The organism is Candidatus Baltobacteraceae bacterium (assembly GCA_036559195.1).
Classification (GTDB): Bacteria; Vulcanimicrobiota; Vulcanimicrobiia; order Vulcanimicrobiales; family Vulcanimicrobiaceae; genus JALYTZ01.
Genome location: DATBTN010000039.1, coordinates 1 through 24255, shown reverse-complemented (window position 1 = coordinate 24255; position 24255 = coordinate 1). Strand labels below are relative to the sequence as shown.

Here is a 24255-nt window from a genome sequence, read left to right as displayed (position 1 = left end):
CTACGGTCCGACCGCCCCATCGAGATTTGCGTGTGCGGCCGTTCGCAATGTAGCCGCGTCGACCGCCCGACAGTCGCGACGATTGCCGCGTACCTCGTCGCAGAGTTGAACCCCGCGCAGATCCGTTCCGCGCAGGTCGGCCCCCGCGAGGTCGGCGCAAACGATGCGTCCGATATTCTCGACGTCACCGTTATGCGAGATGTGTTCGGAGTGCGAGCACAGCGTCGCGCCCGAGACGTTGGCCCCACGCAGATCGGAATCGCGAAAGCTCGATCCGACGACGGCGATACCGTGCAAGTCCCGGCCGTGGAGGTCTACATGTTCGACGTCGCAGCCCGCGCATTGGCCGAGCAGCGCCCGTACCTGCGCGTCGGGCAACCCGGCGAAGGTGCTGCGGCTCAAGTCGACGCCCGCGAGTCGTGCGCCCTCGAACCGAGCGCCGTCGAGCTTCGCGTCGCGCAGATCCACCCCGGCGAGGCTCGCGTCGCGCAGATCGGCGCCGCGCAGATCGGCGCCGGTAAAATCGACGCCCGCTAGGTGCGCGCCGCGCAGATTGGCCGCGCGCAGATCGGCAGAACGCAGATCGGTCCCGACCCACTTTACGGCGTGCAAGTCGCGGCCGTGAAGATCCGTACGAGCGAGATCGCATCCGATGCAGACGGCCGGCAATCCCGGGGCCGGTGCCAGCGCGAGGGCGCCCGCGAGTGCGAGTTGGAAAAGGGCGAGCATTGAGGTAATCACTCCTTATAGAACCATGCAGAGAAGGAAGCCCGATCCCACGGGCCGGCATTTTATGAGGCGCACGCGGCTTGAAGTTAGGGCGTTCCCAAGTCTCGAAGTTTGCTGCCTACGATGCGGGTATGCGAGAGATCGACGTTGTGCAGATCGACGCCGGAAAAATCGCAGCCCGTAAACGTCGTACCGCTCAGACGAGCGCCGTCGAGCCGCGCTCCGTGCAGATCGACACCCGTAAACTGCGCTCCCGAGAGATCGGCGCCTCGAAGGTCGGCGTCTTGAAGATCGTCGCCCTCGAGCGAAACGTTACGCAGGTCTTGCCCGCGGAGGTCGGCATTTTTGAAATCGCATCCCATGCACCCGCGCAACACGGCGCGAGACTGCGCCGGCACCAGCCGCGAAATGTCGATATCGCAGCCGGTCATCTGCGTTCCCTCCAAATTCGCACCGGTAAGATCGGCGCCGCGCAGATTGCATCCTTCCATCGTGGCGCCGCGCAGGTCGGCACCGCGCAGATTGGCGTCGCTGAAGTCCACCCCGGTGAGCGATGCGCCGCGGAAATCCGCGTTCTGCAGGTTGGCTCGTTTGAAATTCGTCCCGAGATAATTTTTGTTGCGAAAGTTGTGACCGGCCAGATTGGCGCCGCTCATATCGCAGCCGGTGCAGCCGGCGCCCGTGAGACGCGGCATATGCCCGAAGACGCCTTGCATCTTGAGCATCGGCAGCCGCATCGAATCTTGGATCTGCGCCCGCAGTGCGGCGCGGTCGGGCACGACGAAGCGCTGTTCGGGTGAATCGATATGTATCGGCGGAATGTGAACGTGGATATCCCGCGCCGGCAGGTGAATGTGTCGTGCCGGAATCGTAACGGTACGTGTCTGCACCTTTACGATGCGTACTTCGTGCCGTACTCGAGTGGCTACGGGCGCCGGCCGCGCGACGACGGGCGGCGCGGCAATGCTCTCCTGCGGGAGCGTGAATGCGATCGATGGCGCCACCGTTTGCAGTCCGAAGAACAGCACGATCAGCGCCGCCGCAACCAAGCCCGTGGGTGCAAAATCGATGCAGGTGCGCACGTTGCGGCCGCCGCGCAGCAATCGCTCGACGCGAATCGAGAGGCTCTTGCGCGTAACGAAGACGCCCGGCGCAGCCATCGGCCGGTGCGGCCACGTGGTGGCTTCCGCCATCTTGGTGAGGCAGAACGCATACGGACGCACCTCGCGCGTCGTCGTGAGAACCCAATCGTCGCAGGCTACTTCGCGTTCGAGATCGAGCTGCTGCGCGATCCAAAGGATCGCCGGGTTGAAGAAAAACAACGCTTGCACGACTCGTTGAAATGCGTTGGTCCAGTCGTCTCCGCGACGGAGATGTCCGAGTTCGTGCAGGGTAATCTGATCGATTTCGCTGCGCGAGAGCGCCTCCAAGAGATGCTGCGGAATCAACACCATCGAATCGAAGAGACCGACGGCGATCGGCACCTCGATCTTGTCGGAGACGCAAAGCCGAACGTCGCGGACGCCCTTGGCGGCGCCTTCCCATTGCTTGAGGTGTTCGCGATAGTCGACCGGTAACGGCAACGCATCGCGTTTAAGCTTTTCCAGCCGTACGAGATTGAGGAGCAGGCGCCCGAGAATCGCAAGAGCCACCAACAGCCAAGCGGAAAAAATCACCAGCGCCGCGAGACTCGGGACGGCGACACGCAGCCGATCGGGGAAGCGAAACCCACTCGGCGACGGCGCCGCCTTCGAGTCTACTGCAGGCGACGCGACGCGAGCGTGCGTCGTTCGCAGCGTTGCGGCCGAGGGTCGTACGGCGTGAGCGGAGGTCAGCCGTACGCGCTCGTACGCCACATTGTGTTGGAGCGAGATGCGTGGAAGAGTCGTCGCCAGCGGCAACACGATCGCCGCGGCGATGGCAACGCACCACGCCGCATAGCGAGTTGCGGCATTGAGATTGGGAACGAAACGCAGGACGGCCCAGACGGCGATCGCGAGCAGCGTCGACTCCCACAAACTGTTAAAAAGGGTTGCGACGACCGCACGAGCGATCGGTTCGAGCATCGCTATGATCGCGTTCATTTGCCGTTTTCCTCGTACCGTTCGATGAGGGCCTTAAGCCGGCGCAGTTCTTCATCGGAGGGCCGCTCTTGCGCGACCAAACGCAACGCGAGTTCGCCGGAATTATCCTTAAAAAAACGATCGACGAGTTGACCGATCGCCGACTTTGCCGCCTCGTCCCGCGCGACGAGCGGACGGTACAAGTAGGCGCGTCCGTCCTCTTCGTGCGAGACGTAGCCTTTTTGTTCGAGTATGCGCATCGTCGTAAGCACCGTACTATAAGCGATCGGCGGCGGCGGGAGCGCACTCGTAACGTCCGCTACGGTCGCCTTGCCTTTTTGCCACAGGATCTCCATAAGCCGAAGCTCTCCTTCGGTGAGGATCGCGGACTTCTTACGTGCCAAAACGGGCCTCCAGGGATCGAAGTATTAATTCGTTAGTAGAATATATCGACTTTCGTTGGAAATGTCAATTAATTCTTTAATAGTAAATTACTCCTACCGGATCGTGGCGAACAGGGCCCCAATGATCGATCGAGCCACCCCTCCGCTGGCACTCGCGCTCGCCGCCGCCGCCGCATCCCGCCTTCATCTCGAGGAGCGCGAGACGGCGTTTCGCGAGTCGTTCGTTCCCGCGATCGGCGCGCTCGACGAAGCCGATCGCGAGTACCGTCGCACGATAGGGGAGGTGCTGCCGCCGCAATCCGCCGGCTCGCTGCTGGCCGCCATGGCCACATTTCGCGAGCGCGTCCACGAAATTCGCGAACGTACGCGACGCGAACTCGGCGAACTCTACCGGCGCTACGGCCGCTCGTACGGCTCGTTCGATCCGCTCAGCCCGAACGCACCGTTCGCGCACGGGGTTTCGCACGCCGACGGCACGCGCGTCGCGACGATCGCCGACGGGGCGCGTTCGCAAGTAGACAAGCTCCGGGGCGACGTCAACGAAAGCGCCATCAAGGGTCTCGAGCGCTCTGCAATCGACGCCTTGATCGTCGCGAAGCGGGGCCGGCGCGCGGCCTTCGAAACCGCCCTCGCCGCGGCACTCCAAGCCGCGATCGCTAACGGCGCAGCCGCGACGTCCTCCGAGTTCGACAAGGCGCTCTACGAGTTGACCCAACTCGCAGACAGCTGGTATTAATCGTGTCCGAGATTGCATTCCGTCGTGCGACGCGCGCCGACCTACAGCGAATCGTGGAGTTGCTGGCCGACGATCGGCTCGGCGCGACGCGCGAACTAGCCGAAGATCCGGTCCCGCGATGCTACGTAACCGCGTTCGCCGCGCTGGAGTCGGATCCGAATCAGCAGCTGATCGTCTGCGAGCAAGACGGCCTCGTCGTCGGGTGCCTGCAGCTGAGCTTCATACCCGGGTTGAGCCGTCGGGGTGCCTGGCGGGCTCAAATCGAGTCGGTGCGCGTCGCGTCGGCCTCTAGGGGGGCCGGGCTCGGAGAGCGGCTGATGGCCTTCGCTATCGATGCGGCTCGAACGCGCGGCTGCAGCATCGTGCAACTCACCACGGATAAAGCGCGTCCGGAGGCTCGCCGCTTCTACGAACGCCTCGGCCTTGCCGCTACCCACGAAGGGATGAAGCTTAGCCTGCGATCTCCGACGTAACGTTCTCGAGCTGCTGCTTTTCCTCGCCGCTCATGACCATCGTAAGGTCGAGCAAAATGATCAGACGATCGCCCACTTTACCGACGCCCTGAATGTACTCGGTACCGACGCCGGCGATCATATCCGGCGCATCCTCAACGTGCTCGATCGGAATGTTCAATACTTCGGAGACCGAGTCGACCACGATGCCGACGCGCTTGTTGCCGATCTCGGTCACGACGATGCGCGTGCTCTTCGAGTGCTCCGCCCGCGACATGCCGAATCGCGTGCGCAGATCGATGATCGGAATCAGCTGTCCGCGCAGGTTGATGACGCCTTCCATGAACCGCGGCGCTCGCGGAACGTGCGTGATCTCGACCATCCGGATGATCTCCTGCACCTGCGAGATATCCACGCCGTACTCTTCGCTGCCGAGATGAAACGAGACGACTTGCACGCGTTCGCCCGAGAGCTGTACGTTCTCGTGGTCCTGCGACCTGGATCGGGTGTGAGCGGAGCCCGTTGATGCGAAAGACATCGTTGACATGGTTAGACCCCCGAGTATTCGGCGCGCGCAACGCGGCCGCTGGCGTAAGCTTCGGATACGAGCGAGTGAACGTCGATGATCAGCGAGATGGAGCCGTTCCCGAGGATGGTCGCTCCCGAGATGCCGGCGATACGTCCGACGACGTCCGAGAGCGGTTTGATGACGATCTCTTGCTCGCCCTGAAACGAATCGACGACCAGCCCTACCTGACGGCCCTGCAAACCGACGATCACGATCATGACCTTGTCCGGGTCGCGCGCGCCGGCGAGTTCGAAGAAGTCGGCGACCCGCAAGAGCGGCACGACCTGACCGCGCAAGGTGATCACTTCGCTGCCGTGGACCGTGCGAACGTCGCGCATCTCGACGCGCTGCGACTCGATGACCGAGTCGAGCGGGATGGCGTAGAGTTCGTCGGTCACGCGCACGAGCAGCGCTTGGATAATTGCCAGCGTGAGCGGCAGTTTGATCGTAAACTTCGTTCCGCCGCCGGTCTCGCTATTGACGTCGAAGACGCCTTTGAGGCGCGAGATATTCTTCTTCACGACGTCCATTCCAACGCCGCGCCCGCTAACGTCGGAGATAACCTCCGCGGTCGAGAACCCCGGAGTAAAGATCAACTCGATGATCTCGCGATCGGTCAGCCGGTCGTCGGCGGCGATCAACCCTTGCTTGATACCGCGCGCGCGCACCGCCTCGAGATTGATCCCGGCGCCGTCGTCGGCGACCTCGATGATGATTTGATTGCCCTCGTGGTACGCGTTGAGCGAGAGGGTGCCGGCGCGCGGCTTGCCGTTCTTCTCGCGAACCTCCGGCGTTTCGATGCCGTGGTCGACGCAGTTGCGCAAGAGATGCATGAGCGGCTCGCCGACTTCGTCGACGATCGTCTTGTCCAGATCCGTCTCCGCGCCGGAGATGCGCAATTGCACTTCTTTGCCGCGCGCCTTGGCCACGTCGCGAACCAGGCGCGGAAAACGATCGAAGACCTGCCCGATCGGCACCATGCGGACCTTCATGATCGATTCTTGGATTTCGTTGGTCGTACGCGCCAAGAGGGCCGAACTCTCGGCAAGATCCTTGGCTAGCGGCGCGATCGCTTGCGCGTCGCCGTTGAGGCGCGCGCCGTTCTTATCCGATAACGTGCGATCGAGCGTATTGGCGATATCGGATATGCGCGTGCGATTGATCACGAGTTCGCCGACCAGATTGAGCAGCATGTCCAACCGCTCGATATCGACCCGGATCGTCTGATGCGAACCCGTGCGCTTTTCGCGCTTCTCGGCCGCTCGCGGCAGCGAGGCGGGCTCGGCGACGACGACCTCCGCTACGACGATCTCCGCTACGGCAGCGGGGCCGGGTTTCGCGCGCTGCGCCTCTTCGAGCAGACGCTCGATCTCGGCCTCGAAAGCTTCCGCGTCGCCGGCACTCGCGGATTGCACGGCCCGTTCCGAAACTTCCTCGAACGGCGGTTCGGCGCCGGCGATCCCGTCGATCATCTGCGACGTCTCCTCGTAGACGGAGACGAATTGATCGAGTCGCGCCACGTAGTCGCCGAGTCCCTCCGGAACGACCGCATCGCCGATCGCTCCCTCGACCAGATCGGTGAGGAAATCGCGCCCCGAGAACAGGATGTCGACGCATCCCTCGGAGAGAGGCATGCGGTCTTTGCGGAGCAGATCGCAGAGGTTTTCGAGTTTGTGCGCGAGGTTTTGCACTTCACCGAACTGCAGCATGCCGGCGCTGCCTTTTATCGTGTGAAGCGCCCGGAAGAGCGAGTTTACGATTTCCGGATCGGGGTGTCCGGATGCGACGAGGTCTTCGAGTTGCAACAGATCGGCATCGATCTGTTGCAATAACTCTTCGGTTTCGTCGCGAAAATACGCAACGAACTCCGAACGATCGAAAACATCTTCACTCATCGCGCCCGAAACATTTTCGGTGCGGTCCTACTCCACGCCGAAGACGGAGAGGAGCGGTCCGAGCGATCCGGTTTCGGGGATGAGGATAAACTGGCCCGCGACCACCTTCTCCTTATCGAGAAACGCGCTCTCGATCAAGAACACATCTTGATCGGGCAATATCGACATCAACGTCCGGAAGGCCGCTTGAATCGTGCCGTAGGAGAGCGTCGGAACCGAGGGCAGAACGCTATGACCGGTCAGGTTGATGATGGCCGTCAGATACGAACCGGCGATGATGTTGCCGATCTCCTTGAGCGTCGAATCCGCGATCGAATCGAAAATCTGAATGTCGCCGATCACGCGTTTGAGAAAGGTGCCGACGAAATCGAGCGCCTGATCGCGATCGAAAAGCACGACCATCTGACCCGGCGTTTCGCCGCGGACGTACATGTGCAGCGCGGCGACCGTGCGGTTTTCGTGCCCGACGCGCGATGCCAAGTCGCGAAATTTGACGACGTCGATGCGCGGTTCGCTCAGGTTAATCTTCGTATTGAGCAATTGAGAGAGCGCCGTCGCGGCATGTCCGGCGCCGATGTTTCCGACCTCTTTGAGCGCGTCCTTTTGGAGATCGCTCAGTTTCATCGTCTCGGTACTCACGTGAGCACCTTATTGATGGTTTCGAGGATCTTCGGCGGTTGGAAGGGCTTGGTAATGAACGATTTCGCACCGGCCTGGATGGCCTCGACGACCAGCGCCTGCTGCCCCATGGACGTGCACATAATGATCTTGGCTTCGGGATCGTGGCTGATGATTTGACGAACGGCACTGATGCCGTCCATCTCCGGCATGACCATGTCCATGGTCACGAGATCGGGCGTCAGAGCCTTATACTTGTCGACCGCCTCGAGGCCATTTTGGGCTTCGCCAACGACGTCGAATCCGTTCTTGCTCAGAATGCCCTTAATCATCATCCGCATGACGACCGCGTCGTCGACGATGAGGACCCTCTTGCTCACTGGCTGCTCCTTTGAAAATGGGGCACGCACATCGCTATAACGAGCGCGTGCTCTCCTTGAACTTCATCGGTAGAATCCCACTAGTACTTTAAGGCCATCCGGGGCGCTTCGCTAGGCGAGGCCCCGGTTGCGAAGGTCGGCTTGCCGCCGGTGGATGAACTCCAGGATCGCGCGCTCTTCGTCCTCGCGCGTGCCATGCAGGCGCAAGCCGTGAGAGAATTTCCCCGAGGTTGGGATCTGCTCGACCCGGACGACTTCGCCGAAGACCTGCAGCGGTGCGAAATCGGCACGCAGCTGGAGTTTAAGCTCGAGCATCTGCCCGATCTTGAACCGGCGATCGGTAATGAGGGAGCAGCCGCCCCGGCTGATATCCCGGACGCTACCCTTCATGAACTCGCCCACGCCCTGGCAGCTGGGGGCGAATCGCCAGAAGCCGGGGACGAGCGTGTCGAGGCGGAGGCTGGCGCGCTTTTGACCGTCTTCCGTGCCGCCGCCCAACGGTTCGATGAAGGTGGGTAGTTCGAACCGGGTTCGCCCCCCGCCGAATCCGACCACCCGGGTCGAAAAGCGAAAGCGGCCGTGCTCGTTTTGATAGATGAACGCGGCGGTCTCGCCCGCTCGTCCGAGAGCCTCGCCGGTCACGATCTCTTTCTCGCCGATATCCTCGATCGAGACCGATTTCATCGAACGCCCCATCACGGTAACGTCGACGAACGCGTGTATCGCGGGAAGCTGCTGCGCATCGAGTTTCTTCTTCTTCTTCGCATTCGCGCCGCCAAACAACTTAAATATCACGGTGCCGCGCTCCCCATCGGTTCGTTCGCCTCATCGGTCGTCGAGATCTGCCCGATCGATTCGACGCGTAAGCCCGGCGCGATCTCCGAATAGGAGAGCACGACCAGTTGCGGGGCGGCCCGTTCCGTCAGGCGTTTGAGTGCCAAGCGCACCGACGGCGAAGCCAAAACGATCGGATGCAAGCCCGCTCCCTGCGCCGTGGCCATTTGCTTGGTCAGCGACGAATAGATCTTCGCAACCGTATTCGGATCGAGCAGCGCGTAGGCATCTTCGCCGCGGCGCACGGCTTCGCCCAGCAGCGATTCCAGGCGCGGATCGACGGTGATGACGGAGAGCAGGCCGTCCTCGGCATACTCGGCGCAGATGTGGCGCGCCATCGCGCCGCGAACTTTCTCGGTGAGAAAATCGACGTCTTTGCTGACGCGTGCGGCGTCGGCGAGCGTCTCGAGAATCAATAAGAGATTGCGTACGGGGATGCGCTCGCGCAGCAAGTTCTGCATGACGCGTTGGATTTCGCCGACGGTCAACAGATTCGGCACGAGTTCTTCGACGACGACGGGGTAGTGCGTCTTGACGTTGTCGAGCAGCGCCGAGGTTTCTTGGCGGCCGAGCAAATCGGGCGAGTGGTTCTTGATGATCTCGGTCAGGTGCGTTGCGATAACGCTGGTCGGATCGATCACCGTGTAGCCCGCCATCTCCGCCTCCGCTCGCGAGGATTCGGGAACCCAGAGCGCCGGCAGATTGAACGCCGGCTCGGTCGTCGCGATCCCGTCGATCGGCGCGGTCGCCGTTCCCGGGTTCATCGCGAGCAATCGGCTCACCATCACTTCCGCCGAGGCGACCTCGAGACCGTAGATCTTTACGACGTAGCTGCTGGGTTTGAGCTGCAGGTTGTCGCGCACGCGAATCGGGGGCACGACGATGCCGAGATCGCGCGCGGCGTGACGGCGAATGAGCGTGATGCGTTCGAGCAAATCGCCGCCCTGTCCGACGTCGACGAGCGGAATGAGCCCGAAGCCGATCTCTAGCTCCATCGGATCGTAGGAAAGCAGCGGTATGACGCTCTCCGCACCCTTGGCGATCGGCGTGCTCGAGCCGCCGGCCACGGCCGCTGCCTGCGCTGCGCTGGGCAGCACGCCGCCCGGGCCGGCGGCCGCCGTCATCCGGCGGCGGCGCAGCCAAAACACGAAGAGCAAGAGCGAGATAGGGAGCATAAACCAGCGCGCCAAACCCGCCAAACCGAAGATCCCGGTCATGATGGCCGCGATCAGGATCGCGGTCGGCTGCGCGGCCAGCTGTTTGGTTAAATCCGAACCGAAGTTCGATTCGGATGCGGCGCGCGTGACGATGATGCCGGTCGCCGTCGAGATCAGCAATGCCGGGACTTGCGTGACGATGCCCTCACCCACGGTGAGCAGCGTGAAATGCTGCAGCGCCTGGATGATTCCCATGTGCTGCTGAAAGATGCCGACGATGAAGCCGCCGACCGTGTTGATCGCGACGATGATGAGCGCCGCGATCGCATCGCCGCGCACGAACTTGCTCGCGCCGTCCATCGCGCCGTAGAAATCGGCCGAACGCTGGATATCCTTGCGGCGTTGGCGTGCGTCCGACTCCGTGATGAGCCCGGCGTTAAGGTCCGCGTCGATCGCGAGCTGTTTGCCCGGCATGGCATCGAGCGTGAAGCGCGCGGCGACTTCGGCGACGCGTCCGGCGCCGTTGGTGATGACGACGAACTGAATGACGATGAGAATCAAGAAGATCACGAAGCCCACGGCATAGTTGCCGCCGACAACGATATTGCCGAAGAACTCGATCACCTGGCCCGCATAGCCATGGAGGAGGATCGCGCGCGTCGCGGTGACGTTGAGCGAAAGCCGGAAAAGCGTGACGATCAACAGCAAGGTCGGAAACACGCTAAACTGCAGCGCGTTCTCCGCGTACAAGCTCGTGCCGATGATCAGCAACGCGATCATAATATTGAGAGAAAGAAACAGATCCAGCAACTCGGGCGGGATCGGCACGATCATCAAGATGACGAGCATCACCGAAGCGCCGGCCACCCAGATGGGTGCACTCGCTCCAATACGTGTGACGATTCCCCCCGATGAGGGAGCCGGAACCTGCGTACTAGCCACGACTCTCTGTCATCCTGAGCTTGTCGAAGGACGAGAGCTTGTCGAAGGACGAGAGCTTGTCGAAGGACCAGGCCATTAGGCGATGGTCTTTCGTTTGAGTTTGAAGACGAAGGCAATCACTTGCGCGACGGCTGCGTACATGTTCGGCGGAATCGCCCCATCGAGGTCGACCTTCGCGTACAGCGTCCGCGCGAGCGGCGGGTTCTCCATGATCGGCACACCATGTTCTTCGGCAATCTCGCGGATTCGCTTAGCGATCAAGTCCGCGCCCTTGGCGACGACGACCGGGGCATCCATCTTCAATTCGTCCCATCCGAGCGCCACGGCGTAGTGCGTCGGGTTGGTAACGACGACGGTGGCGGTGGGCACGGCCGACATCATCCGCCGGCGGGCAAACTCGCGCTGGCGCCGTTTGAACGCGCCCTTCGCCTCGGGATTGCCCTCGGATTGACGGTACTCGTCCTTCACTTCTTGCTTGGACATCTTGAGGCTTTGCTCGTTGTTCCACTTCTCGTAGCCGAAGTCGAGCAGCCCAACGGCCACCAGTAGAAACCCGAACTTCCAGCCGATCCCGAAGACGATGTCGTTGACGTAACTCACCATCGCCTGCGGCGCGAGGCCGGCGAAACGATAGAACATGTCGAGGTTGCCCGCGATGCTCGTGTAAATGATGATGAAGACGGCCGTGAGTTTGAGCAGCTGCTTTACGAGATTGACCAACACTTGCTTGGAAAACATCCGCTTCAAGCCGGTCGCCGGGTTGATCTTGGAAAAACTCGGCGTGATCGACTTGAGCGTGAAGAGGACGCCGACTTGCAGATAGTTTGCGAGCAAGCCGATACCCAATGCCGTTCCGAAAAGCACGAGCAGCAACATCGCCGCGCCGCCGAACGCCTGCACGAAGAGCATCCACACCGAAACGATCGTAAATTCCTGACGCTGGTGGAGACCGACGAGGATGCTCTGCATCGTCCCGCCGATGCCGCCGAGGGCCTGCATCATGTTCGAGTGCAGCACGAATACGACCGCTAGAAAGATCGCGGCACCGGCAAGGTCTGGACTCTTTGCTACCTGGCCACGCTTGCGCGCTTCTTCTTTGCGCTTCGGAGTGGCTCTTTCGGTTTGTTCTGGTCTCGGCATAGAACGGCGCCCGTGAAGAGCGCCTACAGCTATCATCGGTTGGAAGGGGCGTAGCCTTCAGCGCGCAACGCAGTCTTTACGGCGCGGACGGCGAATAGCGCCAGGTCGTTCCACCCCCATCCCAAGGAGAGTACATGCGGCCCAACGCCCGGCTCAGGACGAGTTTTGCCACCCTCGCCCCCCTCGCTCTACTAAGCCTGCTTGCTCTTGCCGCCTGCGGCAAGGGCGGCACCATAAACGCGGTTCCGACCGCGCAACCGTCGACGGCACCCACCGTCTCCGGCGAATTCGCCGTGCCCACCGCCGGCTCGCAGCCGGAAGGCCTCACGCGCGGTCCCGATGGATTGATCTATTTTACCGAGCAGGCCGGCAATAAAATCGGCCGCATCGAGAGCAACGGCAGCGTCACCGAGTATGCGATGCCGACGGCCGGGAGCGGCCCCTATGCGATCGCGACCGGGTCCGACCACAATCTCTGGATCACCGAACAGGCCGGCAACCGGATCGCTCGCATGTCGACCAGCGGCACCTTCACCGAGTACGCGATTCCCGCGGCCAACGCAGGCGCGGCCGGAATCACCCCCGGTCCCGACGGTCAACTGTGGTTCGCGGAGAAGAACGCATCGGCGATCGGGGCCATCAATCCGATGGCGGCGACGCCCGCAGTCGTGCAATATCCGACGACGACCGCCAACGCGGCGCCGACCGATATCGTGGCCGGGCTCGACGGCGCGCTGTACTTCACCGAGGCTGCGGCATCCAAGGTAGCTCGCATCACGACCGCCGGTGCGATCACCTTCGAGACGCCGACGACGAGCGCCAACGCGCAGCCCGGGTCCATCGCGATCGGTCCCGACGGCCAGCTGTGGTTCGTCGAAACGGGCGCCGTCAAGCTCGGACACATGACCACGCAGGGCACGATGGATCCCGAATCGTCGCTCGCACCCGCGACGTCAGCCAGCGGGCTGGTCCTCGGCACCGATAACGCGTTCTACTTCCTCGATCCGCTCCAGAACAAGGTCGGGCAAGCGACGATCCTCGGAACGCCCGGGGTTAAAGAGTTCGCCATCACCACGGCGAACGCGCAACCCGCCTTTGCGGCGTTAGGCTCCGACGGCCGCGTCTACTTCACCGAGACTGCGGCCGGCAAGATCGGTCAGCTCAGCTACTAGAAGCAACGGCAACGCCGTAGGAGGGCGCGGTTGCGCCGCATCTCTCTACGGCGTTGGCGACGGCAGCGGGGACGAGACGACCATGCCGCGCATCACCGCGTCCATTTGATGCGGGATCTGCGCGTAGAGCTGGGGCGCCACGCCCACCAAAATCGGCACGCTGATTGCGAGCATGATGAGGCCGATGCCGATTTGCAGCGGAAAGCCGACCACGAAAACGTTCATCTGCGGGGCGACGCGAGCCATCAACCCGAGGGCCACGTTGACGAGAAAGAGCGCGATGGCAGGCGGCGCGGCGATCTTAAAAACGATCCAAAACGACTGACTAAAAAAAGCCACGATGTTCCCGGCAACGCTCGGGTCGAGATTGATGTATGGAAGCGGCAGCAGGTCGAACGAACCGCCGATGCCCTGCAAGAGCAGCAAGTGCGAATTGCTGATAAGGAATACCAGCGTCGCCAAAACGAGTTCGAGTTCGCCGAGCACGGTTACCGACTGCTGCGTCGTGGGGTTGATGATGTTGGCGACCGCGAAGCCGATTTGGATATCGAGAAGCTGCCCCGCGAATTGGATCCCGGCGAAGACGAGTTGCGCTACGAAGCCCACGATCAGTCCGAGCGCGACTTGACTGATCGCGGCAACGACCAATTCGCCCATGTTGCCAAACGGAGCGATGGCCGGCACGGTGCGGTAAAGCAAAAACGCGATGATGACGGCGATCGCGACCTTCGAGTACGACGGTATCTGACTGGCTGAAAAGATCGGAAAGACCGCGAGCATCGTTGCGGTGCGCATCAGTACGAGCAAGAACGTTTCGAATTGAGCCGCGCTCAGCCCAAAAACATCGGGCATGCTACTTGACGAACGAACCGACGTGCGTAAAGACGCGGCTCGTGAAATCGGTCAAGATTGCGAGCATGAACGGGCCGAAGAATAGGAGCGCCAACGCGGAAACGAGGATCTTCGGAATGAACGTGAGGGTCGGTTCTTGGATTTGCGTCACGGCTTGGAAAATCGAGATCGCGAGCCCGACCACCATGGAGAGCAGCAGCACGGGTGCGGCGACCACGAAGGCCACGAAAATCGCGTCCCGGCCTAAGGTCATCGCGTCGGCGTAGTTCATCTATAGCTCTGAAAGATCGCCGACACCGTGAGGTTCCAGCCGTCGACGAGGAGGAAGATCAAAATCTTGAACGGCAGCGAAATGATCACCGGCGGAATCATCATCATGCCCATCGAGAGCAGGATCGCCGCGACGACCATGTCGATCACGATGAAGGGGACGTAGATCGCGAAGCCGATCTCGAAGGCCGTCTTCAATTCGGAGATGACGAACGCGGGAATCAGGATGTAGGTTGGGACGTCTTTTTGAGCCGCCGGCTGCGGTTCTTTTGCGAGCCCGTAAAAGAGCGCGATATCTTTTACGCGCGTTTGCTTGAACATGAACGCGCGCAGCGGCCGCGCCGCGCGATCGAGCGCGACGGGCTGCGAAATCTGACTCTTGAGGTACGGCTGGAGCGCGTTCGCGTTCACGTCTTTGATTACGGGGCTCATGATGAAGAACGTCAGCAGGAGCGCGAGGCCCACCAGCACCTGATTCGGCGGAACTTGTTGAGTGCCGAGTGCCGTTCGAACGAACGAAAGTACGACGATGACGCGAGTGAACGAGGTCACGAGCACGAGCAGCGTCGGCGCGAGCGAAAGCACGGTGAGCAAGAGCAGGATCTGCAGCGACGTCGCAACATCGCGGGGGTTGTGCGCTTGGCCGACGCCGAAGCTGATCTGCGGAATCGGAACGATCGGCGCGGTCGGCGCGGTCGCCGCGTTCGCGATCGCGGGAACCACCCAAAGCGCGAGTACGGCCACGCCGCCGACGGCAAAGAACAAGCGATGCCGGGTCCACAGACGAACGAGCAACGCGCGGATCATTGCTGGGGCTTTCGCAGATTTCGCCATAGCGCTGCGAACGATTGGGTCTGTGTGGTAAAGAGATTGCGCTGTTCGGTCAGCCACGGCTCGACGTTCTCGGCCGGAATCTCCGCCAGGGTCTGAAGGTGACCCGCTCCGCCGCCGACCAAGAAATAGCTATTGGCCACCTTGATGACGTGCAAGGTCGTGTTCTGGGAGACGTACGTGGACTCGACGACGCTCACCAGACGCTTCCCGGTCGATGCGATCAAGCGGCCGCGGCCGAGAGCGCGAGCGACCATGTATAAGCCGGCGAGCATGACTGCCACGACGAGCAGCATGAGGATGTAGTGGCCCAAAAAACCTGATGACATGATGGGCCCTACCCGACGTTCGGGTTGAGTTCGCTAATCTTTACCGCGAACTTGTCGTCCACGACGACCACTTCGCCGCGCGCGATCAAGATGTTATTGACGTACAGGTCGATCGGGTCCGTCGAGAGTTTGTCGAGTTCGAAAACGCTTCCGGGTGCGAGCGCCACGACATCGCGCAACGTCAAACCGGTTCGGCCGAGAACGGCGCTGATCTGCAGCGGCACGTCGTGGACGAGGTCCAGATTTGCTCGGCCGGGCTGCGCCGCGCGCGACGGCGTCGGCGTCATCGGCGTGAACGTCACGGCCTGCGCGTTTGGGGCCTCGCGCTTGGGCGGCCCCTTCGCCGCCGGCGGTGCGATTTTCGACACGGCGATCCCGTCGAAGTCGATCGCGACGTGCGCCGCGATCTCGCCAACTTGGATCGTGCCTTCGTAGGATTCAAACGGCGGCGGCGGTACGTTCGTCGCGTCGTTGCAGAGCTCGGCGTGAATGCCGTCCGCGCTCGCGCCCAGTTCCTTTGCGAGTTGCTCGGCCATGGCGGCCGCGATCTGCGAGACGGTCTCGGAGACGATCGAAAGCTGCATCGCTCCGAGCTCGCCGCCCTCATCGGCCCCGCCGAGCATCAAGGCGACGACCCGCGCGAGATCGGCCGACCCGAAACGCACGACGAGTTGCGCGCCGAGCGACGGCACGCCGGCCACCGTTACGAGGTGGCCTTCTTCCATTCGAATCGAGCCCTCGTGATCGTTGCGGTTCGTGCCCGACGCACCGATGGGCTCGTCGACGAGCCGTCCGAGAACCGTACCGGCTGCGGCCAGCATCGAATCGGCGAGTTGTTGAATATCCGGCATTAAACTCTTCCGTCCTCGTTCGCAATGAAACCGGCGACTTGAACGGTGATTCGATCCCTGTTCACGCCGGGAAACACTTGAAACTTCTCGCGATCGTTGACTTTAGCGACGAGCGGCTGGTCCGTGGGCTTATCGAATAAGATCACGTCCCCAGGCGCGAGCGCCACCAAATCACGCAGCGAGACCGTCGTCTTGCCGAGCTCGACCTCGAGTTCGACCCCGGCTCGCTCGACGTTACGCGCCAATTGGGCAATATCTTCTTCCGTCACGGCGCGGCCGGCGGTCAGCGACGGCGACCATTGAAAGTCCGTCAATTGGCCGCCGATCGATTGCAGCACCGGATACGGGAGGCAGAAGTTCATGATCCCGGCCATGTCCCCGACCTTGAGTTCGCACGAAACGTACGCCACGATCTGATCGAGCGGGATGATGCGCGGAATGAATTGCGGATTGGAATCGAGCGCTTCGATCTTCAGCGAGAGCGTCAGCAGATAGTTCCACGACTCGCGGTAGCTGTTGAGCATGCGGGCCATGAAGCGCTGCATGAGCGTGCGCTCGATATCGGTGAGATCGCGAAGTTTTTGCGGAAACCAACCCGGACCGCCTAGAAGCCGGTCGATGATCGAGAAGACGAGGTTCAAATCGACTTGAACGATACCGCTGCCGGGCAACGGATCCATCGAATAGATCGAGAGGATCGACGGAATCCCGATCGAGGCGATGAAGTCTCCGTAACTGATCTGCTCGATCGAAACGATCGTCGCTTCGACGCGCGTGCGCAGATAGACCGAGAGCGAATTGTTCAGCAGCCGCGTAAAGTTCTCGTGCAGCGTACGCAGCGTCATCAGTTGATTGTTCGAGAACTTGTCTAGGCGCTTGTTAAAGCGGAAGTCGAACGTTTTGATCTTCTTCTGCTCGACTACCTCGGCTTTTTCGGCCGGCTCTTGCGAGAGCTGGTTGATCAGCGCATCGATTTCTTCTTGCGAGAGACTCGACATAGTTAGAGTTTACTGCCCCTTTTCGGCGCGTGAAATAGACGCGTTGAGCAAAACGATATCGACTCGTCGATTCGTCTGCCGCGCGCTACCCGTGCTGTTGTCCGTCCGTGGGTGAAACTCTCCATATCCGGCCGCCGAGATCCGCGTAGGCGCGAGCTTATCGCGTTCTACGAGATACCGCACGACGTTGACGGCCCGCGCCGTCGACAACTCCCAGTTACTCGGATATAGCGCCGTGTGGATCGGCACGTCGTCCGTGTTGCCCTCCACTCGGATGAGATTTTCGTTCTTCTTTAAGAACAGATCGACTTCGTCCAGAATCCGCATCGTCTGGGGGCGCAGCTGCGCGCTCCCTTCGTCGTAGTACGACTTGTCGGAAAGCAGCGTAATCACCAGACCTCGGTGATCCATACGCAGCTGAACTTGACTCTGCAGGTTGTTCTGCTCGATATATTTTTGCAGCTCCCGCTGAACCGTCGGAACCGCGGAGGGGGAACTAAACGCGTGGGCGCCACTCGTACCGCCCGCCGGCGGCTGATTGACCGACCAAACGTTATCGAAGCCGCCCGAAACCGACTTGGCGAAGCTCTGAACTTTGACTTTACTGATGGTCGACATCGCGAAGAGGATGATGAAGAGCGCCAGCATGAGCGTGATCATATCGGCGTACGTAAGCAGCCACCGCATCATGCCGGCCGTTTCGACCTTCTGTTCCTCGGCACGTTTGCGGAACTTGCTTTCGGCCGCGCGTCCCGCCGTCTTCACCGGTTGGCTCATTATGTGGAGTAGCTCGGTTCGACCACGGCGCCGCCTTCTTCGATCTCGGTCTCGCGCTCGGCGGGATCCAGGAACGCGTGCAAGCGCTCTTCGAGCAGTCGCGGGTTATCGCCGGACTGAATCGAGAGAATGCCCTCGATCATGATCTCGCGCACCAGCAGCAGTTGCCCGTAACGCTCTTTGATCTTGGTGGCGATCGGCAGCCACAGCAGATTGGCGAAGAGAATGCCGAAGAACGTCGCGACGAAAGCTTGGGCGGTGGCGACGCCGATCGAGCCCGCTACGTTGGAACTGCCGGCGGCCGAAGCCAGGCCGCGCAGCATGCCGATGAGGCCGAGCACGGTACCGATGATGCCGAGTGTGGGCGAGTATCCGCCCAGATTCGTAAAGACCGCCTCCGCCTTCGTGCCGCGCTCTTGAACGTGGCTGACCTCGGTTTCGAGGACCTTGCGAATGACGTCGGTGTCGCGGCCGTCGATCACGAGTTGGATGCCCTTGCGCATGAACTCGTCTTCGAGTGCCGCGGCCTCGTTTTCCAGCGCCAGCAAACCTTCGCGGCGGGCCTTTTCGGCAAACGAAACGAGCGTCGCGATGATATCGCGCTCGTGGTAGACCGGCTCGGTGAACGCGACTTTAAAGCCGCCCAAAAAGCCCTTGAGAAAGGTGCGCATCGGAAACGATGTGAGCGTTGCGCCGATCGTTCCGCCAATGATCAAGACGAGCGCTTCCCAACGCCCGAACACGACGTGCGGATCGGTTCCACCGACCCAGCCGGCAAGTATAATGGCCCCAAAAGCTATAAGGAGGCCGAGGACGGTCGCTAAATCCAAGAGGTTGCTTCTCCGCGGTACTTCGGAGGGCTATAGGACAGGTGTATACGTAGTCCGGGCACCCACCTAACATGTATCGGCCGCGGCCGGACCAACATTAAAGCCCCCGTCGGGGCCCCGCCGCGGGCAGCCGCGGCTGCGGGGGCGAGTGCCGCCCCACTTGTCTCTAGGGCCCGTAGATTTTCCGTTTGAACTCGATGATGCGGGCCTGGATGTCATCGAGCGAGTCTCGCACGATCAACTTGTTGCCGCTCGTGAGCGTCACGACCGTATCGGGCGTCGGTTCGATCGATTCGATCAGATCCGAGTTCACCATGATGGACTGGCCATTAAGCCGGGTTAAAGCGATCATAGCTTCAGTAAATTATCGACCCGCCCCCGAAGTCCCACACCGCCATCGTCGTTGGTTCGACAGGCTCACCATGACAACGCCCCGCTCGCCACGCGGTTACACCGTCCTGTCATCCTGAGCCTGTCGAAGGACGGAGCCTGTCGAAGGACGGAGCCTGTCGTGGTTCGACAAGCTCACCATGACAACGCCGGTTCGACAGGCTCACCATGATAACGCTGGTTCTATCGATCGGCGCCGTTAGTTTTCGCTGGCGCGGATGTTGATGGCGGTTGTGAGGTTTTGGTCGGCGGTCGAGATGCTGCGGCTATTCGCCTCGAACGAACGCTGAGCCACGATCATCTTCGTGAACTCATCGGCGAGCGAAACGTTCGACTGCTCGAGCGAACCCGAGATGATCGAACCGAAGCGTCCGGTGGAAGCGCTGCCGTACTGCGCGAGTCCCGAGTTCGCCGTTTCGACGAAGCCGTTGCCGCCGGCGCGATGCAGGCCTTCCTCGTTCTGGAACGTCGCAACGGCGACTTGTGCGAGTGCCTTCTGCTGACCGTTGGTGAACGAACCGGTCACGGTGCCGTCCTGTCCGACCGTAATGTTGGAGAGGATGCCGGCCGCGTAGCCGTTTTGGGCGATGACGTTCGCCGTCGCGGTTCCCGCGAGCGCCGACATGTTGGAGAAGTCGAATCCGATCGTGGTGGGGACGGTCGAGTTGTTCGGGTTGTTCGGTCCGGTCGGTCCCCAACCGTTGATCGTGATCGCGTCACCTTGAGCGGGCGCGGCCGCCGTTCCGGCAACGTGACCGGCACCGCCGGCTGCGGCAGCCGAACTATTGATGTACTGACCTTTGCTATCGAAGAACGCGTAGCCGGTATTTGCACCGGCCGGCATCGTCGTTCCGTCGGCAAAGCTGACCGTGTATTGGAAGCGCGTCGCGACGTCGTTGTGCGCGACGCCGTTTGCGTCGTTGACCGTCGGCGGCAAAGCCGTGGCGGGAGGCGTGTTGGGCGCGATCGGCTTGAACGTGATCGTCGCTTGATGCGCGTTGCCGAGCGAGTCGTACACGGTCGTCGTGAGAATCTTCGATTGTCCCGATCCGGTCGTGGTCGCTTCAGCCGCATACTGCGTCTGGTCGAGCGAGCCGCCGAGCGAGAGATCGAAGTTCTTGTCCGAGCCGGGTCCGAGTTTTACCGCGGTCGCACTGCCGGTGCCGGTGGCCTGTTGCGCGAGGCCAAGCGGGATTTGCACCGTCCCGGGCGTGCCGGTCGAGGTGATCTGGCCGTTCGCGTTAGCGGTATAGCCCTGCACGGCGAGCCCGGAGCCGGGATCGTAGAGCACGCCGCTCGAGTTGAGCGAAAACGCACCGCTGCGCGTGTAGATCGGCGCGCCGCTGCCGTCGGTGTTGCGCAGCACGAAGAACCCGTCGCCGTTGAGCGCGAGGTCGGTGTTGATGCCGGTCGTTTGCAGTCCGCCCTGCTGGAAGTTCGTGTCGACGGAGTTCACTTTGACGCCGAGACCGAGTTCCTGGGGATCGACGCCGCCGCGCTGCTGGGTGGGGCCCGACGCGTAGCCTTGGCTCTGATAGAACAGATCGGCGAACGTCATGCGCTGGCCCTTGAAACCCGTCGTGCCGGCGTTGGCGATGTTATTCGAGATCATGTCGATCTGGCTCTGAAACGCGTTCAGGCCGGAGATCCCGGTAAAGAGTGAGTCGAAAGCCATTCGAAGTTTGACCTTTCGGAGATCCGCGGCGCGTCTATCGATCGACGCCGCGGCCGGAGCCCCGCAAGCGGTCCGCCCCGGTTAGTGACAATGAGTATTCGCTAGATGATTGCCGCCGAATCGATGTTGGTGAAAACGTTCTCGCGCATCGAGTCGGGATCGACCGCCGTAATGACGGTGCGGTTGGTAATGCTCACTACCATCGCGACGTCGCGAAGCATGAAGAGCGACTGTTTCGCTCCCTTTTGAGCGGCTTTGTCGGCCATGTGATTCATCCGGGCAACATCGTCGTTTGAAAGATTGATGTTGCGCGATTGCAATCGCGCCAACGCGTGTGCCGAGAACTTGAGCGGTTGGCCCGCTTGTTGCTCCAGAACCGCGCGAAAGCTCGGTGCCGATGTCGGCGGAATCTGCACCGGTTTGCCGGCCGGACGTGCTGCCGGTCCGGGAACGATGCCGGGTGTTAGGGCGCCGATCTCTTTTGGATCCATATTACGCGGTTCCGATACCCACGATCTGCGTCGTGTTAAAGAGCAGCGGTGCGCCGTTTGCATCGGCGAGCGTAGTGCCGTTGGCGCCCTTCATCGTGAAGTAGGGCTGACCGTTTTGCACGTCGATCGACGAGACGGTTCCCGTCTGGGTCGAGGTATTGCCGGCGCCGTTGGTCGTCGAGACCGTGACGCTCTTACCGAGCAGCGTCGAGGCTTGCAGGACGCCGAAGTTCGATTGGAAGTTCTGGAACGAACTCGCGAGGGTCGTCTGCGATTGCAACGCCGAGAACTGCGCGAGCTGGGTAACGGACTGCGTGTCGTCCATGGGCTTGAGCGGATCCTGATTTCGCAGTTCCGCCGTAAGCAATTGCAGAAACGCATCCTGCCCGAGTTGACCGTTTGACGACGGCGCTGCCGCCGCGGGTTTTTGCTGGACCAGCGAATCGATCGGAAGACCGTTCGCCGTTCCAGTTACTGGAGTTGACATATCTTCTCCTAAGCCAGAGTGTTCAATAACCACGGGTTGCGTATGCCCGGCAAAACCGCTGGGCCGAACCGCGGTTCGATCCATTGATCCATGCCGTCTTGCTCGCCCAGATGCCCGAATTGGCCGTGGCGGTTGCCGAAGGTCGGTTGTTGCTGCTGTCCGCCCGAACCATTGGCGTTGTTGCCCGAGACGTCGACCGAGAACGAGCCGAGTTGGAGCCCGGCTTCGGCGAGCGATCGTGCGAGTTGGTGTTGGTTGCCCAGCAGCATGTCGCGGACGTCGGCATTTTGCGCGATCATGGTCGCGTTGATGGTGCCGCCGTCGACCGTGAGCTTGAGCGAAACGTCGCCCAAATGAGCCGGAGACAACCGCATGCGAAGCTCGGAATGATTTCCGGCGCTGCGCATAACGATGCCTTGAACCACTTGTTCGATGACCGCTTGCGGATCCACGGCGCGGTACGGCGCGGCCGCGTTCGGCTGCGTTGCGGAGGTTGCCTGGATCGAGGTTGGGTTCGTGGAGAGCTGCGCGCCAAACGCCTGCGTCCCATCCTGTTTGCTCGGATTCGCGATGGTCGTCATCGCGAGCGGAGCGTTTGAATCGAACGAAGCGTGCGACTGCCCGTCGCTTTGCGCGCTTGCGCCATCGTTGTTTGCGTGTGCGATGATGGCGATCAGACGTGCGAAGAGAACGGATTGCGCGGGTATTGCGGACGCCGTGCGAGTACCGGCTGCGTTCGGCGCCGCGGCGACGGACGTAGGTGGTTTCGACGTGTTGACCGCTGCGTCGGCTCGCACCGCGCGCGCGATCATGCGGCCGAGCAGATCCGACGCGGGTTGCGGCGGTTGCGCGGGCACTGGTAGCGCATGTGTCGAGGTGGGAACCGGTGCGGCTGGCGCAGATGCGGAAACTGGCGCCTGCAGCTGTGCTACGGCGTTTCCAATGAGCGATTCAACGAACGAAGCGATCTGCGCCGATTGACGGTCGGCGGAGTTTTTCGTTTGCGGGGCCGGGGGTTCTTTCGCCGTAACGGCGTCCAAGATCTTACCCGAGAATCGACTCTGCTGCCCTGCGTTTTCCGCTTCCCTCGCGAGCGTACTCAGAAGATTTCTGAGTCGTTCTCCGAGGGCCGAGGCTTGTTGTGCGCTCGTACCCGGCGGGCCGGTGCCCGGTGGAGCGAGAGCGTTTGCGAAGACCTCTTCGAGGTGTTTGCGTGCATCGGCGTCGATCGGTTTTCCAAGCGAGCGCGCGGCGGAATCCGCAAGCTGTTTTGCAATCCGGTCGATGACCGCTGCGATCGGCGTACCGTTTTGTAGCAGCGCAGCGAGCTGCGCGGCGATATCGGATCCGCTGGTTGCTTTGTCGAGCTTCGCTTTGACGATCGCGCCGAAGTGCGATTCGCCGGTCGAACCTTTAAACTGAAGCAGCCCGCGTACGGCCGGTACGTTCCCGGCGACCGCCGGGACGATGGGTAGAAGTTGTGGTAATCCTATCTATCTCACCCCCTTTCTGTAGATAGATCATCGGCAAGCGGCCGGAGCGACCTTAGGGGCTGGCCCAAGCCGGCCAGGCGGCCTATCGGTCGCGGTCGCGGTAGGGTGGCGAGGCCGTCTTGGTGGAATCCAGCGGCATGGTCCGCTCACGCAGAATCAACCCGATCAGCGAATGCCCACTTACCGCAGCGCTCGCGGCCGTGGGCGGCAAATGGAAGTTAATTATCGTAAATTGCCTGATCGACTCGCCCCGTCACTTCTCGGCTCTTCGCGGATTCATGCCCGCCGTGTCCCAGAAAGTCCTGACGGAGCAACTAGGGGAGTTGATCGCCGACGACATCGTCATGCGGGAAGAGACGGGACCGGTTCCCGCCCCGGTGATCTATTCGTTGACGGAATACGGACGTACGCTGGTACCGCTGCTCCAGAGCGTCGTCCATTGGGGGCGTGCCCACATCGAGCGTTTTGAAGAATAGCCGTCGCCTGCATCCACGACCTTGCGGAGCTGCGCCTCACGCTTGCGCATCTCAGGGGTGAAGTCTTCGCCGAAGTCATCCGCTTCGAGTATCCGCCGAATTTCGACCTCGCCCTCCGGAAACGGAGCGCGGCTCGCCCACGCGATCGCCGCCTCTTTTGAGGCTACCTTGATGATCCAGAAGCCTGCGGCGAGGCCCTGAGTCACCGGAAACGGGCCCTCAGTCACCAGCGGAGTGACGTTCGCAGAATATGAAATTCGAACGCCGCTCGAACTCGCTTGTAAACCCTCGCCTGCAAGCAGTACACCGGCGGCAGCCATCTCTTCGTTAAATTTTCCCACGGTCTGCAACGTCTCCGCGCTCGGCAGCACTCCCGCTTCTGAATCCGCCGTCGCTTTGAGTATGACAATGAAAC

Annotated in this window: 27 protein-coding genes; 3 read left to right on the top strand and 24 right to left on the bottom strand. The window is 61.6% G+C overall.

What is annotated here, in order from left to right; translation table 11 throughout:
• The 3 genes from VIG32_04565 to VIG32_04555 all read right to left on the bottom strand — a co-directional run bounded on the left by VIG32_04565 (position 1) and on the right by VIG32_04555 (position 3196).
• Entirely contained in the window at positions 1 to 729 is a 729-nt protein-coding gene (locus VIG32_04565; GenBank protein HEY8297280.1) for a pentapeptide repeat-containing protein, read from the bottom strand.
• An 86-nt stretch (positions 730 to 815) separates the two neighbouring features.
• Positions 816 to 2813: a pentapeptide repeat-containing protein gene (locus VIG32_04560; protein HEY8297279.1), complete on the bottom strand. Its 1998-nt coding sequence runs from the start codon at positions 2811 to 2813 to the stop codon at positions 816 to 818.
• Positions 2810 to 3196, bottom strand: coding sequence for a BlaI/MecI/CopY family transcriptional regulator (locus tag VIG32_04555; protein ID HEY8297278.1), 387 nt, complete (start codon positions 3194 to 3196; stop codon positions 2810 to 2812). The genes VIG32_04560 and VIG32_04555 overlap by 4 nt, the downstream gene beginning before the upstream one ends.
• A gap of 121 nt (positions 3197 to 3317) precedes the next feature.
• Between VIG32_04555 and VIG32_04550 the strand changes: the two genes are divergently transcribed.
• Entirely contained in the window at positions 3318 to 3932 is a 615-nt protein-coding gene (locus tag VIG32_04550; GenBank protein HEY8297277.1) for a hypothetical protein, read from the top strand.
• A 2-nt stretch (positions 3933 to 3934) separates the two neighbouring features.
• The gene (locus tag VIG32_04545) at positions 3935 to 4405 is read left to right on the top strand and encodes a GNAT family N-acetyltransferase (GenBank protein HEY8297276.1); all 471 of its coding nucleotides are present in this window, start codon (positions 3935 to 3937) and stop codon (positions 4403 to 4405) included.
• Here the strand turns inward: VIG32_04545 and VIG32_04540 are convergent.
• From VIG32_04540 to flhB, 7 genes are all read right to left on the bottom strand, one after another.
• On the bottom strand, positions 4383 to 4841 hold the full coding sequence (locus VIG32_04540; GenBank protein HEY8297275.1) for a chemotaxis protein CheW: 459 nt from the start codon (positions 4839 to 4841) through the stop codon (positions 4383 to 4385). The genes VIG32_04545 and VIG32_04540 overlap by 23 nt on opposite strands.
• Before the next feature lie 92 nt (positions 4842 to 4933).
• Positions 4934 to 6847: a chemotaxis protein CheA gene (locus VIG32_04535; protein HEY8297274.1), complete on the bottom strand. Its 1914-nt coding sequence runs from the start codon at positions 6845 to 6847 to the stop codon at positions 4934 to 4936.
• Positions 6848 to 6874: 27 nt separating this feature from the next.
• Positions 6875 to 7486: a chemotaxis protein CheC gene (locus VIG32_04530; protein HEY8297273.1), complete on the bottom strand. Its 612-nt coding sequence runs from the start codon at positions 7484 to 7486 to the stop codon at positions 6875 to 6877.
• Positions 7483 to 7845, bottom strand: a complete 363-nt coding sequence (locus VIG32_04525) for a response regulator (GenBank protein HEY8297272.1) — start codon at positions 7843 to 7845, stop codon at positions 7483 to 7485. Before VIG32_04525 ends, VIG32_04530 begins: the two co-directional genes overlap by 4 nt.
• Before the next feature lie 111 nt (positions 7846 to 7956).
• Complete coding sequence (locus tag VIG32_04520; GenBank protein ID HEY8297271.1) at positions 7957 to 8640, bottom strand: PilZ domain-containing protein; 684 nt, start codon at positions 8638 to 8640, stop codon at positions 7957 to 7959.
• Positions 8637 to 10778: a flagellar biosynthesis protein FlhA gene (gene flhA / locus VIG32_04515; protein ID HEY8297270.1), complete on the bottom strand. Its 2142-nt coding sequence runs from the start codon at positions 10776 to 10778 to the stop codon at positions 8637 to 8639. The genes VIG32_04520 and flhA overlap by 4 nt, the downstream gene beginning before the upstream one ends.
• A gap of 75 nt (positions 10779 to 10853) precedes the next feature.
• A complete protein-coding gene (flhB, locus tag VIG32_04510) occupies positions 10854 to 11918 on the bottom strand; it encodes a flagellar biosynthesis protein FlhB (GenBank protein ID HEY8297269.1) in 1065 nt (354 codons plus the stop codon).
• A gap of 134 nt (positions 11919 to 12052) precedes the next feature.
• Between flhB and VIG32_04505 the strand changes: the two genes are divergently transcribed.
• Positions 12053 to 13090, top strand: a complete 1038-nt coding sequence (locus tag VIG32_04505; protein HEY8297268.1) for a hypothetical protein — start codon at positions 12053 to 12055, stop codon at positions 13088 to 13090.
• A gap of 45 nt (positions 13091 to 13135) precedes the next feature.
• Here VIG32_04505 and fliR read toward each other — a convergent pair whose 3' ends face one another.
• The 14 genes from fliR to VIG32_04435 all read right to left on the bottom strand — a co-directional run.
• Positions 13136 to 13942 carry a flagellar biosynthetic protein FliR gene (fliR, locus tag VIG32_04500; protein HEY8297267.1) on the bottom strand — a complete coding sequence of 269 codons (807 nt, stop codon included), beginning with the start codon at positions 13940 to 13942 and terminating at the stop codon, positions 13136 to 13138.
• Between the two features lies 1 nt (position 13943).
• Positions 13944 to 14213 (bottom strand): flagellar biosynthesis protein FliQ, encoded by a 270-nt coding sequence (fliQ, locus tag VIG32_04495; protein HEY8297266.1) that lies wholly within the window; start codon positions 14211 to 14213, stop codon positions 13944 to 13946.
• Positions 14210 to 15019, bottom strand: coding sequence for a flagellar type III secretion system pore protein FliP (gene fliP, locus VIG32_04490; protein HEY8297265.1), 810 nt, complete (start codon positions 15017 to 15019; stop codon positions 14210 to 14212). Before fliP ends, fliQ begins: the two co-directional genes overlap by 4 nt.
• Positions 15016 to 15372: a flagellar biosynthetic protein FliO gene (locus VIG32_04485; protein ID HEY8297264.1), complete on the bottom strand. Its 357-nt coding sequence runs from the start codon at positions 15370 to 15372 to the stop codon at positions 15016 to 15018. Before VIG32_04485 ends, fliP begins: the two co-directional genes overlap by 4 nt.
• A gap of 8 nt (positions 15373 to 15380) precedes the next feature.
• Positions 15381 to 16223 carry a flagellar motor switch protein FliN gene (fliN, locus tag VIG32_04480; GenBank protein ID HEY8297263.1) on the bottom strand — a complete coding sequence of 281 codons (843 nt, stop codon included), beginning with the start codon at positions 16221 to 16223 and terminating at the stop codon, positions 15381 to 15383.
• Positions 16223 to 17221: a flagellar motor switch protein FliM gene (fliM, locus tag VIG32_04475; protein HEY8297262.1), complete on the bottom strand. Its 999-nt coding sequence runs from the start codon at positions 17219 to 17221 to the stop codon at positions 16223 to 16225. Before fliM ends, fliN begins: the two co-directional genes overlap by 1 nt.
• A gap of 9 nt (positions 17222 to 17230) precedes the next feature.
• Entirely contained in the window at positions 17231 to 17986 is a 756-nt protein-coding gene (locus VIG32_04470; protein ID HEY8297261.1) for an OmpA family protein, read from the bottom strand.
• An 11-nt stretch (positions 17987 to 17997) separates the two neighbouring features.
• Complete coding sequence (locus VIG32_04465) at positions 17998 to 18828, bottom strand: motility protein A (protein HEY8297260.1); 831 nt, start codon at positions 18826 to 18828, stop codon at positions 17998 to 18000.
• 166 nt (positions 18829 to 18994) lie between these two features.
• Positions 18995 to 19180: a flagellar FlbD family protein gene (locus VIG32_04460; GenBank protein HEY8297259.1), complete on the bottom strand. Its 186-nt coding sequence runs from the start codon at positions 19178 to 19180 to the stop codon at positions 18995 to 18997.
• Positions 19181 to 19417: 237 nt separating this feature from the next.
• A complete protein-coding gene (locus VIG32_04455; protein ID HEY8297258.1) occupies positions 19418 to 20893 on the bottom strand; it encodes a flagellar hook protein FlgE in 1476 nt (491 codons plus the stop codon).
• A gap of 101 nt (positions 20894 to 20994) precedes the next feature.
• Positions 20995 to 21384 carry a TIGR02530 family flagellar biosynthesis protein gene (locus VIG32_04450; protein ID HEY8297257.1) on the bottom strand — a complete coding sequence of 130 codons (390 nt, stop codon included), beginning with the start codon at positions 21382 to 21384 and terminating at the stop codon, positions 20995 to 20997.
• A gap of 1 nt (position 21385) precedes the next feature.
• Complete coding sequence (locus tag VIG32_04445; protein HEY8297256.1) at positions 21386 to 21871, bottom strand: flagellar hook capping FlgD N-terminal domain-containing protein; 486 nt, start codon at positions 21869 to 21871, stop codon at positions 21386 to 21388.
• An 8-nt stretch (positions 21872 to 21879) separates the two neighbouring features.
• A complete protein-coding gene (locus tag VIG32_04440; GenBank protein HEY8297255.1) occupies positions 21880 to 22728 on the bottom strand; it encodes a flagellar hook-length control protein FliK in 849 nt (282 codons plus the stop codon).
• A gap of 1018 nt (positions 22729 to 23746) precedes the next feature.
• Positions 23747 to 24255, bottom strand: a 509-nt coding sequence (locus tag VIG32_04435; protein HEY8297254.1) for a YciI family protein, incomplete at its 5' end; no start/stop codon positions are given.

Bases quoted from the DNA above. Each gene is read 5' to 3' on its own strand.
- VIG32_04550 (HEY8297277.1), top strand. From the start codon at position 3,318: ATGATCGATCGAGCCACCCCTCCGCTGGCACTCGCGCTCGCCGCCGCC.
- VIG32_04455 (HEY8297258.1), bottom strand. From the start codon at position 20,893: ATGGCTTTCGACTCACTCTTTACCGGGATCTCCGGCCTGAACGCGTTT.
- fliP (HEY8297265.1), bottom strand. From the start codon at position 15,019: ATGATCCGCGCGTTGCTCGTTCGTCTGTGGACCCGGCATCGCTTGTTC.
- flhB (HEY8297269.1), bottom strand. From the start codon at position 11,918: ATGCCGAGACCAGAACAAACCGAAAGAGCCACTCCGAAGCGCAAAGAA.
- VIG32_04505 (HEY8297268.1), top strand. From the start codon at position 12,053: ATGCGGCCCAACGCCCGGCTCAGGACGAGTTTTGCCACCCTCGCCCCC.
- fliR (HEY8297267.1), bottom strand. From the start codon at position 13,942: ATGCCCGATGTTTTTGGGCTGAGCGCGGCTCAATTCGAAACGTTCTTG.
- VIG32_04560 (HEY8297279.1), bottom strand. From the start codon at position 2,813: ATGAACGCGATCATAGCGATGCTCGAACCGATCGCTCGTGCGGTCGTC.
- VIG32_04460 (HEY8297259.1), bottom strand. From the start codon at position 19,180: ATGATCGCTTTAACCCGGCTTAATGGCCAGTCCATCATGGTGAACTCG.
- VIG32_04535 (HEY8297274.1), bottom strand. From the start codon at position 6,847: ATGAGTGAAGATGTTTTCGATCGTTCGGAGTTCGTTGCGTATTTTCGC.
- fliM (HEY8297262.1), bottom strand. From the start codon at position 17,221: ATGTCGAGTCTCTCGCAAGAAGAAATCGATGCGCTGATCAACCAGCTC.
- VIG32_04450 (HEY8297257.1), bottom strand. From the start codon at position 21,384: ATGGATCCAAAAGAGATCGGCGCCCTAACACCCGGCATCGTTCCCGGA.
- VIG32_04485 (HEY8297264.1), bottom strand. From the start codon at position 15,372: ATGTCATCAGGTTTTTTGGGCCACTACATCCTCATGCTGCTCGTCGTG.
- fliQ (HEY8297266.1), bottom strand. From the start codon at position 14,213: ATGAACTACGCCGACGCGATGACCTTAGGCCGGGACGCGATTTTCGTG.
- fliN (HEY8297263.1), bottom strand. From the start codon at position 16,223: ATGCCGGATATTCAACAACTCGCCGATTCGATGCTGGCCGCAGCCGGT.
- VIG32_04565 (HEY8297280.1), bottom strand. From the start codon at position 729: ATGCTCGCCCTTTTCCAACTCGCACTCGCGGGCGCCCTCGCGCTGGCA.
- VIG32_04445 (HEY8297256.1), bottom strand. From the start codon at position 21,871: ATGTCAACTCCAGTAACTGGAACGGCGAACGGTCTTCCGATCGATTCG.